The organism is Paenibacillus sp. NPDC093718 (genome assembly GCF_050279985.1).
GTDB lineage: Bacteria > Bacillota > Bacilli > Paenibacillales > Paenibacillaceae > Paenibacillus_AQ.
This window is the reverse complement of the sequence record NZ_JBNNUS010000002.1, coordinates 725,478-739,607: the sequence shown is the minus strand read 5'-3', so window position 1 is coordinate 739,607 and position 14,130 is coordinate 725,478. Positions and strand designations below refer to the sequence as shown.

Here is a 14,130-nt window from a genome sequence, read left to right as displayed (position 1 = left end):
GAGGACCTTCATGATTATAACAACTGGAGAAGCGGAAGCGCCGGACATTGTGGAGCGCGCGAAACGTTTAGCCCGGGAAACCGGCTGCCGTTATGTCCAGCGCGGCGGTCATTCATTGCGAAAATTAGCACGCAGGTTCGGAGATGACGACGTGTTGGTTGTACTGAACGGACATGTACGTCTAATCGGACCGGACGGCTCGGTCATGGAATTTCATCCGAGTATGGGGTTTGTCCGATTGAAACGCGTACTGAGCGGAAAACCCGATCCCATGCTGGAGGCTTCCGGAATGGAGGAAGGGGATTCTGTACTGGATTGTACGGCGGGGCTTGGAGCCGACTCCCTGGTATTTTCGGGCAAGGGCGGCGCGAACAGTCGGATCACTGCTCTGGAAAGCTCACTTCCCTTGTATGCGCTGCTGAAAGAAGGGCTTCGGACCTATGAAAGCCATCTGGAGGCCAGTGATCAGGCGATGAGACGAATCGAGGTCAGGCACAGTCATCACCTGGATTATTTGAAGTCGCTGCCGGACCGGAGCGTAGACATTGTTTATTTTGATCCGATGTTCCGTGAACCGATCGCCGAATCGGCTTCCATCCATCCTCTGAGACATTATGCAAACGGGGAGCCGCTGGAAATGGAAAGTGTGAGAGAAGCGGTCAGGGTCGCGCGCAAAACCGTTGTCATGAAGGAAGCGCGATCCAGCGGAGAGTTTGAACGGCTTGGCTTTACATTGCCTGAACGGGGAAAATCGAAAATAACGTACGGAGTGATTTCCATTGACAGTTGAAACCAAACCGAAGCTGCTTGTTCTTATAGGACCGACAGCTGTAGGTAAAACCAAAATGAGCATTGAAATTGCGAAGGAATTCGAATGTGAGATTATCTCCGGCGATTCGATGCAGGTATACCGGGGAATGGATATCGGAACAGCCAAAATTTCCGCCGAAGAAATGGAAGGCATCCCCCACCATCTCATTGACATTCACGAGCCCGATCACCCCTATTCGGTAGCCGAATTTCAAGAGCAGAGCCAAAGGCTCATTACGGAGATCACGCAGCGGGGAAAACTTCCGTTCATTGTTGGCGGAACCGGCCTTTACGTGGAGTCGGTGTGCTACGGCTATCAGTTTAGCGAGACCGGAGCGGATGAAGTTTTTCGGGAAGAGCAGTTCCGCTATGCCATTGAACACGGAGCCGAGGCCCTTCATCAAAAATTGGCAGAGGTTGACCCTGAAACGGCCGAGCGGCTTCACCCTAATGACCTACGTCGTGTCGTTCGTGCTTTGGAAGTATACCATATGACCGGCGTACCACTTTCGGCCCAGCTGGCGCCTCAAACCAAGCAATCTCCCTATGACTTATGCTTGGTCGGTTTGACAATGGACAGGCAAATGCTATATAACCGTATTGAAGAGCGAATTGATCTTATGCTGAGCCAGGGACTTGTTGATGAGGTGGCGGCGCTCATGGACAAAGGGTTCGCTCCGGGACTTGTATCCATGCAAGGGCTGGGTTACAAGGAAATCGTTTCGTACCTTAGCGGAGAATTCAGCTACGAGGAGGCCGTTGTGCTGCTCAAGCGCGATACACGCCGATTCGCTAAGCGGCAGCTATCTTGGTTTCGCCACATGAAGGACATCGAGTGGGTAGACGTCACCGACTCGGGAAATTTTTCTGCAAACTATCAAAAAATCCGTGCTATAATAGCAGGAAAGTTTCACTGAAATCTTGAATATATTTTCAAAACAATCTAAATGAACCATTGGGGGTACGGCTAATGAACAAGTCCATTAACATCCAAGACACGTTCTTGAACCAACTGCGCAAAGAGAACATTCCGGCCACGGTATACCTTACAAACGGCTTTCAGATCCGTGGAACGATCAAAGCTTTTGACAACTTTACCATCGTGATTGACAGCGACGGCCGTCAGCAAATGGTGTACAAGCATGCTATCTCCACGTTCATGCCGCAGCGTAACGTGTCCCTGATGCAGGATAACAGCAGCGATCAATAGATTTTAGAATGGTTTTATAAAGAGCAGAATCATACCGTCAACTGATTAATTTGAAACTTTTTGGTTTATAATTCGTTTAGCTTATAAGGAGTGCAGAGAGCAACCTGAGAAGGTTGTTCTTTTCTTTCCGAGGCATGACTCAAAGTCAGAAGGCTTGATCCCGCAAGGGAGTAAGGAGGGGGACAAATGGCTGGAAAAGATAATCAGATGTCACGGTTGAATAAAAACAAAGACAACTCGAAGACATCCAAAACCACGAAACCGAATGCGAAGAAGAAAAAGGGCAAGGGAAAGCGAATAGCATGGGCGTTGTTTTTCACGGCCGTCATTGCGATCTTCTGTGCGCTTGCAGGTTATTTGTTCATCCTGATCAGCGGTGAAAAGCTGCTGGAACAGAATCAGGATAAATTGACCGCTTACGGTACTTCCAAGGTATATGATCGCAACGGCACGCTGATGGGCGAACTATCCCTCCAGAAGAGCGATCCTGTGAAGTATGAGGATATTCCAGAGAAATTGATACAAGCATTCATTGCAACTGAAGATAAACGGTTCATGGAGCACAACGGCGTGGACATGTGGTCGATCGGCCGTGCAGCCGTGAAGGATATCATGGCCCGTTCCATGGTCGAAGGCGGAAGTACGATCACGCAGCAGCTGGCGAAGAATATATTCCTGACCAGGGATAAAACCTTCTTCCGGAAGGCGACGGAAATGTCGATCGCGCTGGCGCTTGAGCGTCAACACACCAAACAGGAAATTATCGAGATGTATTTAAACCGGATTAACTTCGGGGGACCTTATTACGGCATTAAAGCCGCATCCGAGCGTTATTTCGGCAAGTCGGATCTGAATGATTTGAAGCTATGGGAAATGGCGACGCTTGCGGCGATGCCGAAAGGGCCGTCCCGCTATAATCCGCTAAAGAATCCCGACCTTTCCAAGGAGCGTCGCGCTGTCGTATTGACTCTGATGGAACAGCAGGGGTATATCACGGCCGAAGAGGCAGCGGAAGCCAAGAAAGTGGACTATGCTTATACACCGCCTGAAAGACAGCAGAAATATACAGCGTTTATCGATTATGTCATGGAAGAGGCAGAAGAGAAGTGGGGCCTCACCGAGGACGATGTTAACATTGGCGGTTATCAGATTTACACCACGATGGACGTGAATGCCCAGACGGCAATGGAAGAAGAGTTCAAGAATCCGGCAAACTTTGAAGAAAGTCCGGATGACGTGCCGGTTGAAGGTTCTATGGTCATCATAAACCAGGAAACCGGTGGTATCGTCGCGATGTCCGGTGGACGGGAATATACGCGCGGCGGGTTCAGCCGGGCTACCGACAGCCGTCGTCAGCCGGGATCCGCCTTGAAGCCGATTGTATCGTATGCACCGGCGCTTGAATCTGGGAAGTTTACGAAGGACTCCAGATTGAGTAATAAAAAGCAATGTTTTGGCGCCAATTATTGCCCAAATAACCTGCACGGATATTCGGAGACGATTGGCATGCCGGAAGCGATTCAGCGTTCCGAGAACATTCCGGCCGTATGGCTGTTGAACCAAATCGGCGTAAAAGCCGGATTCGAGTTTGCTCAGAGTCTCGGCATCAAGATGACCGAAGGCGATGCGAACTTATCCCTGGCCCTCGGCGGCATGGATACCGGAACGAACACATTCGAGATGGCACAAGCTTTCAGCGCCTTTGCCAATGGCGGAGAATTTAAAGAGGCTTTTGCGATCAAACAGATTAAAGATAACAAAGGCAAGGTTGTGTTTGAGAATAAAGGCAGCAAAGGGAAACGCGTAATGAGCGAATCGACGGCTTCGCAAATGACAGACATGATGAAGCGCGTCGTAGAGGATGGAACGGGTAGAAATGCTCGAATCAGCCGTCCGGTAGCCGGTAAGACCGGAACCACGCAGAGCGGTTATAAGGGCGTCAGCTCAAACCGCGACGTATGGTTTGTCGGATATACGCCGGAGTTAACGGCAGCTGTATGGATGGGTTATGATAACCCTGACCGGCAGCATCTGCTGAAACGAAGCAGTTCGATCTCGGCTTCCTTATGGGGCAAAGTGATGGAGAAGGCGGTTCAGGGCTATGAAGCGAAGAGCTTCCCGAATACCGAGCCGGTACAGCCGCCTGTCGAAGAAGAACCGTCCTTAACCCCAGTCAGCGGTTTGACGGGTTCATATAATGGGGAGACTCAGACTGTATCACTGAGCTGGAATCCGGTTCAAGGCAACATTCAATACCGCGTGTACCGTAAGGAAACGTCGGAATCGGAATACGCCCGCATTCTCGATTCCTTGGGAGGAACCGCCATAGAGGATATGAGTGCGATGGAAGGATTGACTTACGATTATTACGTGACAGCCTTCGATCCATCAACCGGCGACGAGTCGGAACCTTCGAACATTTTGCAAATCGTGGCTGTTTCCGAGGAATTGCCGCCTGAAGATCTGGAACCCGATCCGGGGGACATTCAGGAACCGCCTCCGGTCGATGAAGGTGACAACGGAGCAGGCAACGAGTTCCCTCCTGGAAATGAGAATGGTAACGGGAACGGAAATGGCAACGGGAATGGCAACGGGAATGGCGAGCCAGGCAATGGGAATGGTGAAGGCCCAGGCAATGGGAACGGGAATGGTAATGGAACGAACCCACCTGACAATGGGAACGGAGCCGGGAATGGCCAAGATGGTCAAATTCCTGGCGATGGATCGGATGGCTCAGGAGATGGATCTAACAATGGCGACACAGGCACTGGAGGAACCGACACCGATTCGGGCAATATTCCTACGGTACCGGGAACCATTGTGGAGCCGTCCGATCCGGTTGACGGATCTGACGAGTCCCAGGACAGCCCATAATGAATTTGAAAGCCTCCGCATGATTGCGGAGGCTTCTTTGTTTTGAGTGTGAAACCCAAATGTGGTAAGCTGGGAATACGAATGGGGAGGAAAAGTTCCATGAAACGTAAATTCGGAGATCGGGCGAATTGGCGCCGTATCACCCGCCGGCACTTCACTTCCCGGTATGTGGAATGTGAGCAATTTACAGGGTATCTCACGTTATATACCATATATGGCCTGAAAGAACCGTTGTGGAAGACGTATGGCCGTCATACTTACCGAATCGCGGACAAAGGTTATTCATGGCTGCAGTATTATCCGAAGGACAGCCATTTCATCGTGACAGCCATGTTTGATGACAAACGAAATATTGTTCAATGGTACATCGATATTTGCAAGAAACAAGGGGTAACGGATCAGGGTGTCCCTTGGTTTGATGATCTGTATTTGGACGTTGTTGTCGTCAAGAATGGTGAAGTGTTCTTGCTGGATGAAGATGAGCTTGAGGATGCCTTAGGGCGGAATGACATTACCCGGGATGATTACAGGCTTGCCAAGGTGACCGCGCGGAATCTGCTTCGGGCCATCGACGCGCATGAATTCCCTTACTTTATGATGTCTCTGAAGCATCGCGACCAGTTATTTCATAACGGAGAGTTCAGGAGGAAGAAATAATGCGTCAGGAAATACATAAGCGTCTGCCACAAGCAGGCACTAAGAAGAGAGCATGGTATCGGAGAGGGATGATTACCCTGCTCTCTCTCGTTGTTCTTGGAGTGCTATGGTCAGGATATGCATATTGGAAGATCGAAAGCGCCGTCAGCCGTCCGTCGGAGAAGGCGGATGTCGGCATCATCTTGGGCGCTTCCATGTGGGGAGATCAGCCAAGTCCTGGGCTTCGCGAACGGCTTGAGCATGCACTGGTTGAATACCATGCAGGCCGTTTTGATACATTCATCGTTTCAGGAGGCCTTGATAAGCCCGGGTATCCATTTACCGAAGCCGAAGGAATGAGAAATTTCTTGGTCGACGCGGGTGTACCCGAGGAACAAATCTTCCTGGAGAACGAAGCTACGAGCACTTACGAGAATTTGCTCTTCAGCCAAGTAATAATGGAGGAGCATGGGTGGAAGACCGCCATTATAGTAACCCATGACTATCACGGGACCAGGGCGATGGAGGTTGCGACAACCCTTGGTTATGATCGTCCTTCTATATCGCTGACGGAATCTACCGTTTTGCCGATGGCCAAACATAAGTCTAGGGAAGTGCTGGCTTATACGAAATGGACGGCCGATCGGCTGTTAATCGCCATGGGTGTCCTATGAGGACGAAACTTCTAATAAGCAGGCTGTAAATAGAATACATTGGAATAGATAGTCAGCCCTTTGGATAAAGAGGTGAGGAGCAATGAACGGGCGTGTAACGGCCGCTAACGGCCGATCTGAAGGACGGCCATCCAGGCAGATTAATGTCGTGCTCCGCAGCGCGGAACCTCCACTCATCAGCAGTGCGGTTCCGGAACGCGAACCGGCCCCTTCGCCAAACCCTGTTTCCCAGCACAGTCTATTCCAGGAAATACAGAAAGAGCTGGATCAACTGGTAGGTCTTGAACAAATCAAAGACCTGGTATTTGAAATCTATGCTTTGCTTCAAGTGGCCCAGATGCGTTCGGAAGCAGGCTTATTAAGCGGCGGTCATGTGTACCATATGATTTTTAAAGGAAATCCCGGAACAGGGAAAACAACAGTCGCCCGTATCGTGGCAAAGCTGTTTCAGAAGATGGGCGTGCTTAATAAGGGTCATTTGGTCGAAGTGGAACGGGCGGATCTCGTAGGTGAATATATCGGTCACACGGCACAAAAAACCAGAGAGCTGGTTAAAAAAGCGCTTGGAGGGATCCTGTTCATCGACGAGGCTTACAGTTTGGCGCGCGGTGGCGAGAAGGATTTTGGCAAAGAAGCGATCGATACGCTGGTCAAGGCGATGGAGGATCATAAAAACCAGTTCATTCTTATTCTGGCAGGCTACAGCGATGAGATTGATTTTTTTATGGACTCGAATCCCGGCCTGTATTCCCGTTTTCCGATCCAGATGGACTTCCCGGATTACAATCTGGATCAATTGATACAGATTTCGGAGCTGATGGCGAAGGAGAGGGATTATATCTTGATGCCGCAGTCGCTGAGCAAGCTCAAGGAACACCTGCAGATGGAGAAGGATCATGGACTGCACGCCTTTAGTAATGCGCGTTATGTAAGGAATGTCATCGAGAAATCGATAAGGAATCAATCGGTTCGGCTGCTGAATCAGTACGTGACCGGTAATCCCGGCAAGCTGGAGCTTATGACCCTGCGGCCGGAGGACTTTAAGTTAAACGGAAAAATACAATGATTTTAAGCTTGTCTTCGAACATAATGAAGGGGTAACGCTGCTTTCTTTGGATCATAATGTTTATTGCGGGCAGCAGCGGTTAGTTAAATTAGGAGACGTAATGTTAGAAGGAGTTGGCTATATGACAAATATAACGCATGATACCCGGACAGAGATCGAAGATAAAGCCGTTTTGGTCAGTTTGGTAACGGATGCGGTCAAACGCTCGGGAATAAACCCGGAACACTCGCTGCAGGAGTTGGTTCAGCTTGCTGAAACTGCTGGTGTGGAGGTGCTGGATGTCATTACGCAGAATCGCGAAGTTCCGGATTCCAAGTGGTTTATCGGCAAGGGAAAGGTCGAAGAGCTGCGCATGGCAATTGATGGCTTGGGTGCAACAACGGCCATATTTGATCAGGAATTATCCGGTGCGCAAGTTCGGAATTTGGAAGAATCACTCGATGTAAAAATTATCGACCGTACTCAATTGATACTGGATATTTTCGCTCAGCGGGCGAAGACCCGTGAGGGGATTATCCAGGTGGAGTTAGCGCAGCTCACTTATTTGCTCCCGCGGTTGTCGGGACATGGTAAGAATCTGTCCAGGCTCGGAGCAGGGATCGGGACACGCGGACCGGGGGAGAGCAAGCTCGAAACCGACCGCAGGCATATTCGGGACAGAATCAGCGACCTAAAGCGGCAGCTGGATGAAGTCACCCGGCACCGGACGCTCCATCGGGAGCGCCGGAAGAAGAGCGGGGCCGTGCAGGTTGCTCTGGTCGGTTATACCAATGCCGGCAAGTCGACATTGTTGAACCGGTTAACGGCAGCAGACGTATATATCGAAAATCAATTGTTTGCTACGCTGGATCCCACTTCGCGCGTGCTGGAGCTACCGAGCGGCAAAGAAGTCGTCCTTACGGATACCGTAGGATTTATACAGAACCTTCCTCATGATCTGGTAGCGGCGTTCCGTGCGACGCTGGAAGAAGCCAACGAAGCCGATCTGATTCTTCATGTGGTCGATGCTTCTTCGCCTATGCGGGACGAACAGATGGCTGTCGTTCAATCCATCCTTCAGGATCTGGGGGCGGCGGATAAACCGCAGATCGTTCTGTTTAACAAAAAGGATGCATGTGAGCCGGGCCAGCTGGAAATGCTGCCGACGGGGGATGGACAATTAAAGATCAGCGCGTATGAGGATCAGGATTTGGAAACGGTACGCGAAGCGATTCAGGACCAGCTGTCCGGAGGGAATGTGACGTTCCGGATTCCGGCTGACCGCGGGGATCTGAATTCGGTTGTATACCGTGTCGGTGACGTGCTGGAGCAGTCTTTTGAAGAGAATGATATCCTCTATGAGGTTCGGATCAATAAAGCGGATTATGAGAAAATGGGTTATTTGCTTCATGATTACGTTCAGAATGGATCTTAGGCATAGGTAGGAAATGCAATATAAGCCCCTGTACAGGGGCTTATATTGCGTGTTCAGGGCGGCTCGACGTTGATGAGTTCTATGCAACAAAAATATATGTTAAGATGTGAGACATCATGTGTATAAGAGGAGAGAGCAGTTAGTCATGGCAAGATTTTCGCAAGATATACTTGAATTGAGCAGTGAGATTGAGTCAAAAATCGGTCAGCGTATACGGGAGATTGACGCTATTGTTGATTTTAATCAGTGGAAGGTGATCGATGCTTTCCAGAAGTTTCAGGTGAGTGATTTTCATTTTGCGGCTTCCACCGGGTATGCATACAATGATCGCGGCCGTGAAGTGCTGGATGAAGTCTATGCGGACGTATTTGGAGCTGAATCTGCCCTGGTAAGGCCGCATTTTGCTTCCGGTACCCATACGATCTCAACAGCACTGTTTGGTGTGTTAAGGCCTGGGGATGAGCTGCTGTATATTTCGGGGCGACCCTATGACACCCTCCATAAAGTGATTGGCGAACCCGGGGACGGCACCGGGTCCCTTCGAGATTTCGGAATCGGTTATCAGGAGGTTGCGCTAACAGAACAAGGGGAGATTGATTGGGAGCGGGTAGAGAGGGCCATCACGCCTTCAACTAAGGTGATCGGTATCCAGCGTTCCCGTGGGTACGATTGGCGTTCTTCGTTCACGGTATCGCAGATTGGTGACATGGTCAGTAGGATCAGGTCTATACGCCAGGATTTGATCATTTTCGTTGATAACTGCTACGGTGAGTTTACGGAGCGTTTGGAACCGACGGAGGTCGGCGTTGACCTGATGGCAGGTTCGCTTATCAAAAACCCTGGCGGCGGCATTGCTGAAACCGGCGGCTACATATGCGGTAAAGCAGCCTATGTGGATCAGGCGGCCTATCGGCTGACTGCTCCCGGCATCGGACGAGAAGTGGGGGCTATGCTGGGAACGACCAGAGGTATCTATCAGGGGTTATTCCTGGCACCATCCACGGTTGGACAAGCGGTCAAGGGCAGCATTTATGCTGCCGCGATGTTTGAGGCGGTGGGATTCACAACCAAGCCGGGCTGGCAGGATGAGCGAACCGATTTGATCCAGGCTGTATCGTTTACCGGAACGGATCATCTGATCGCTTTTGTTCAAGGGATTCAGCGGGCTGCGGCGGTCGATAGTCATGTGATACCTGAACCTTGGGATATGCCTGGGTATGAACATCCCGTAATCATGGCGGCAGGTACGTTTATTCAGGGAGGAAGCCTCGAATTATCTGCGGATGCGCCGATCCGATCACCTTATATCGGTTATATGCAAGGCGGCTTAACCTACTCTCATGTTAAATATGGTGTGCTTATGGCCCTCCAAAGCATGAAAGATCGTAAATTGTTGTGAGTTATCCTTACATGCGGTTGACGTGGTTGATCAGGAAATGTACAATAGGATCAGAATAGACCACTTGGAAGGTTGATGAGATATGGGTGATGAGATTCGGAGGAATATGGCGTTATTTCCGATAGGCATTGTTATGAAGCTTACGGATCTATCTGCCAGACAAATTCGCTATTATGAGCAGCATAACTTAATTGTCCCAGCCCGTACGTCGGGCAACCAACGCCTGTTTTCCTTCAATGATGTGGAGCGACTGCTAGAGATTAAGGCTTTGATTGAAAAAGGTGTTAATATCGCCGGCATTAAACAAGTAATGAACCCTGTCACGAAGGAGTCAGAAGAGGCTACCGTCATTACTCCTGATACCGAGAACAGACGCCGTGAGATGTCTGAGTCCCAGTTGCGACGTTTGCTGAAGCAGGAATTGATTACCGCTAAAAGACCGGGTCAGGTTTCATTGATTCAAGGGGAATTATCCCGGTTTTTTAATAAATAAGGATTGCCATGCTGTAATTCTTCATTCATTCTAGTTTTTATTTAAAAAGGAGAGGATAAAGTGAGTTATACCAGAGAGGACATTCTACGCATTGCCAAAGAAGAAAATGTTCGATTTATCCGCTTGCAATTTACAGATTTGCTTGGAACGATTAAAAACGTTGAAATTCCAGTAAGCCAGCTGCCTAAAGCGCTTGATAATAAAATGATGTTCGACGGTTCGTCCATCGAAGGTTATGTACGGATCGAAGAATCCGATATGTACCTGTACCCGGACCTGGATACCTTCATGATTTTCCCTTGGGTATCCGAGGATCGCGTTGCACGTCTAATCTGTGATGTCTACATGCCTGACGGCACTCAGTTTGCAGGAGATCCGCGCGGCATTCTGAAGAGAGCGCTGAAAGAAGCCGAAGAGATGGGCTTCACTTCCATGAATGTCGGTCCGGAGCCTGAATTCTTCCTGTTCAAAACCGATGAAAAAGGCAACCCGACCATGGAGCTCAATGACCAAGGCGGATACTTTGACCTCGCGCCTACGGATCTTGGGGAGAACTGCCGCCGCGATATCGTGCTGACGCTGGAAGAGATGGGTTTCGAAATCGAAGCATCTCACCATGAGGTTGCACCCGGCCAGCACGAAATCGACTTCAAATATGCGGATGCGGTTAAAGCGGCTGACCAGATTCAAACGTTTAAATTGGTAGTTAAGACGATCGCTCGTCAGCATGGACTGATCGCAACATTTATGCCGAAACCGCTATTCGGTGTGAACGGCTCCGGCATGCACTGTAACCAATCGCTCTTCAAAGGCGGAGAGAACGCGTTTGTCGACGAGAGTGATGAGCTCGGCTTGAGCGTAACGGCTCGGAACTACATGGCGGGTATTCTTAAGCATGCACGCGCGTTTGCCGCGATCACGAACCCAACGGTTAACTCGTACAAGCGTCTCGTGCCTGGTTACGAAGCACCTTGCTACGTAGCATGGTCTGCAAGTAACCGCAGCCCGATGATTCGTATCCCTGCATCCCGTGGCCTCAGCACGCGGATCGAAGTGCGTAACCCGGATCCGGCGGCTAACCCGTATCTGGCTCTGGCTGTCATGCTGAAAGCAGGCTTGGACGGCGTTAAGCGCGAGCTGTCGCTCCCGGCTCCGATTGACCGTAACATCTATGTGATGACGGAAGAAGAGCGCATTGAGGAAGGCATCCCTAGCTTGCCGGCAAACCTGAAAGAAGCTCTCAACGAGTTGATCCGCAGCGAAGTCATCTCCGATGCACTCGGTGATCATGCGCTGGCTCACTTCTATGAGCTGAAAGAGATCGAATGGGATATGTACCGTACGCAAGTTCACCAATGGGAACGCGATCAGTACATTACCATGTATTAATAGAGGAATCCCTTGCGCCGTAAGGCGTGAGGGGTTTTTGTTTTTTGGGGCAGATGATGTGGAATGATAGCTATTCTTGTTTCACCCCCGAAATGCCCCCATTTAAGAATGGATAGCTGCTTTAAACAGGGCTTGTGAGATTTAGTTGAAATCATATAAAGTAGTGGGGCAGGATGAATTTAGTGGATGAAACAAGGGAGATTAGCAAATGGCGATTCTAAACGACCATGAAGAGAAAGGGACTCGGGTAGAGTTCACCTTTATATCTCGTATTCCTGGTGAGGATGAAGGATGCCAGATCAATTTTAAGTTTTATGAGGCTAGCCGAATCATTTATGATTTGAATTTTGGGTGGACGAATTTGACAATACGGAATTTTATTACGGTAACTGCTAACTTTCCCATGGAGTATTTAAATGGTTTTAAATTAGATGGCTTGTTTATGTCATTTGAAAAACATTTATACCAACTGAGCTGGGAGCCAATGGAAAGAGAAGGAATCTATCAGTTGCGTTTTTACGGATCGGAACAGGATTTTCAGTTAAAGGCCGACAAGGAATCCGTCCGAAGATTTGGTTCCCAATTTAAACAGGACTGGGATGAGGCGCCGCTAATTTAATATTAATGGTAATCATTTTTGACTTATGGTTATGGATATTCGTTCATAGAATGCAACGACTACAGAATCGCCCTCTATATAAGGGAAGATTCTTTTTTTGTTTTGTCGGAAGAAGGGAACCTTTTCTCACTTCCATGACTCTAATTAGATGAGGTGAATCGGTTGGAGCTGGAATACTTGAAGCAGATGACGGTGATGGATACACAGACACTGGATAAAATCATGAACTTGTACGGTAATGATATATGGAATTACGCTTATTTTCTGACCAAACAGCAAGCACTGGCTGACGATATTGCTCAGGAGGTGTTTATTAAAGCTTATTTTGGCATACATACATTTCGCGGTCAGGCGTCGTTAAAAACGTGGCTGCTCACGATCACAAGACATACCGCGTTTCGTTACAAACAGGCTTTTTTCTTTCGGAAAGTGACCCTTAAGGACAGCCTGCACACAGACGCGTCAAGTCGGTCCGCGGAAATGGAATATCTGGACGGGGAGTACACGGATGAAATATGGACAATGATTATGACTTTACCCAGGAAGTTCAGGGAGGTGCTAATCCTGGATCTTTATTATGAGATGTCAATACTTCAGATTGCGGAGTTCCTTAACCTAGCGGCGGGTACCGTTAAATCCAGACTGTATCGGGCAAGGAAGAAAGTACAGAACCTGTTGAAGGAGAATAGCGATGAGTGAGGATAAACCAGACTGGTATTCCCGGGTTTCAAAGGGGCCTTTTCCAAATGATAAATTTACGGCTGAAATGAAAAAAAAAGTCCAGATGTCCGTGATCCGTGGCGACGGCATGGTTAAGCGCCGAAAGTACCTACAAGTTGGCTTTATAGGCGGGCTGCTGCTTCTGATTGTGTTAATTGCCATTCAGCTGCCTTTTGGCGGTGAGGAACAACAGAGAGCTGGGGATGTACCATCACATAAGGAGGGGACGATTCGGGCACAAGGCTTTACAGATGAGGGAAGGTTGAGTGTGGTTGCTGTCGAAAAGGAAAAAATCACGACACTGGGAGCTCCTAGCTGCTTCGGTATCGAAACGGACCAATCGTTTACCGGGAACTACATCGTACGGTATAGCTACAATGAAGTTACGGATGAAGTAACCACGCTGGATGATCTTACTTTTATTCAGCCAACTTCAGCAGCGGTCCATATGGTTCGATTGCCGTTTCAGGATGCGGATGTATTTATACTTGCACCGCAATATCAGGACTGTCATGCCATACAAATCTACGCATTCGCCGTGGAGCATGATACGGGCAAGGCTGTGCAGCTCAGGTTTCAAGATGAATTAACGGTGTCCTATACTTCCTATTACAGACCAGGCACTGCACCCATGGTGAAAGACAATAAGCTTGTTCTGCAGTCCACGGAGGGGCCGGGTGGGGAAGGCTCGCCGGATTATAAACCTATACGGATGTATCGGCTGGATCTTAAACAAGGCATTATGAAGCAGACAAACTAGCTATGATCAAGTTTCGTGATCTATATAGAAAAAGCAAGAGGTTACCATCCAATTAAGGGAGGTAAC

The 14,130-nt window shown here is 49.2% G+C and carries 14 protein-coding genes; all 14 read left to right on the top strand.

Annotated elements, in window-relative coordinates; all coding sequences use genetic code 11:
- Positions 1-10: 10 nt before the first annotated feature.
- The 14 genes from ACQKPA_RS09115 (at position 11) to ACQKPA_RS09050 (ending at position 14,064) form a co-directional block, all read left to right on the top strand.
- On the top strand, positions 11-790 hold the full coding sequence (locus tag ACQKPA_RS09115; protein ID WP_427491422.1) for a class I SAM-dependent methyltransferase: 780 nt from the start codon (positions 11-13) through the stop codon (positions 788-790).
- The gene (gene miaA, locus ACQKPA_RS09110) at positions 780-1,727 is read left to right on the top strand and encodes a tRNA (adenosine(37)-N6)-dimethylallyltransferase MiaA (RefSeq protein ID WP_427491420.1); all 948 of its coding nucleotides are present in this window, start codon (positions 780-782) and stop codon (positions 1,725-1,727) included. The genes ACQKPA_RS09115 and miaA overlap by 11 nt, the downstream gene beginning before the upstream one ends.
- Before the next feature lie 53 nt (positions 1,728-1,780).
- Positions 1,781-2,020, top strand: coding sequence for an RNA chaperone Hfq (gene hfq, locus ACQKPA_RS09105; protein ID WP_071218242.1), 240 nt, complete (start codon positions 1,781-1,783; stop codon positions 2,018-2,020).
- 186 nt (positions 2,021-2,206) lie between these two features.
- Positions 2,207-4,894, top strand: coding sequence for a PBP1A family penicillin-binding protein (locus tag ACQKPA_RS09100; protein ID WP_427491417.1), 2,688 nt, complete (start codon positions 2,207-2,209; stop codon positions 4,892-4,894).
- A gap of 99 nt (positions 4,895-4,993) precedes the next feature.
- Positions 4,994-5,551 (top strand): DUF402 domain-containing protein, encoded by a 558-nt coding sequence (locus ACQKPA_RS09095; RefSeq protein WP_071218240.1) that lies wholly within the window; start codon positions 4,994-4,996, stop codon positions 5,549-5,551.
- Complete coding sequence (locus tag ACQKPA_RS09090) at positions 5,551-6,204, top strand: YdcF family protein (RefSeq protein ID WP_427491415.1); 654 nt, start codon at positions 5,551-5,553, stop codon at positions 6,202-6,204. The genes ACQKPA_RS09095 and ACQKPA_RS09090 overlap by 1 nt, the downstream gene beginning before the upstream one ends.
- Before the next feature lie 82 nt (positions 6,205-6,286).
- A complete protein-coding gene (locus ACQKPA_RS09085) occupies positions 6,287-7,270 on the top strand; it encodes an AAA family ATPase (RefSeq protein ID WP_194542049.1) in 984 nt (327 codons plus the stop codon).
- Between the two features lie 121 nt (positions 7,271-7,391).
- Positions 7,392-8,684, top strand: coding sequence for a GTPase HflX (gene hflX, locus ACQKPA_RS09080; RefSeq protein ID WP_427491413.1), 1,293 nt, complete (start codon positions 7,392-7,394; stop codon positions 8,682-8,684).
- A 145-nt stretch (positions 8,685-8,829) separates the two neighbouring features.
- Positions 8,830-10,083 carry an aminotransferase class I/II-fold pyridoxal phosphate-dependent enzyme gene (locus tag ACQKPA_RS09075; RefSeq protein ID WP_427491411.1) on the top strand — a complete coding sequence of 418 codons (1,254 nt, stop codon included), beginning with the start codon at positions 8,830-8,832 and terminating at the stop codon, positions 10,081-10,083.
- Between the two features lie 82 nt (positions 10,084-10,165).
- Positions 10,166-10,576 (top strand): MerR family transcriptional regulator, encoded by a 411-nt coding sequence (locus ACQKPA_RS09070; protein ID WP_006209652.1) that lies wholly within the window; start codon positions 10,166-10,168, stop codon positions 10,574-10,576.
- 60 nt (positions 10,577-10,636) lie between these two features.
- The gene (glnA, locus tag ACQKPA_RS09065; protein WP_427491409.1) at positions 10,637-11,965 is read left to right on the top strand and encodes a type I glutamate--ammonia ligase; all 1,329 of its coding nucleotides are present in this window, start codon (positions 10,637-10,639) and stop codon (positions 11,963-11,965) included.
- A 208-nt stretch (positions 11,966-12,173) separates the two neighbouring features.
- A complete protein-coding gene (locus tag ACQKPA_RS09060) occupies positions 12,174-12,584 on the top strand; it encodes a hypothetical protein (protein WP_427491407.1) in 411 nt (136 codons plus the stop codon).
- Between the two features lie 162 nt (positions 12,585-12,746).
- A complete protein-coding gene (locus ACQKPA_RS09055) occupies positions 12,747-13,283 on the top strand; it encodes an RNA polymerase sigma factor (protein ID WP_427491405.1) in 537 nt (178 codons plus the stop codon).
- Positions 13,276-14,064: a hypothetical protein gene (locus ACQKPA_RS09050; protein ID WP_427491403.1), complete on the top strand. Its 789-nt coding sequence runs from the start codon at positions 13,276-13,278 to the stop codon at positions 14,062-14,064. The genes ACQKPA_RS09055 and ACQKPA_RS09050 overlap by 8 nt, the downstream gene beginning before the upstream one ends.
- Positions 14,065-14,130: the final 66 nt, after the last annotated feature.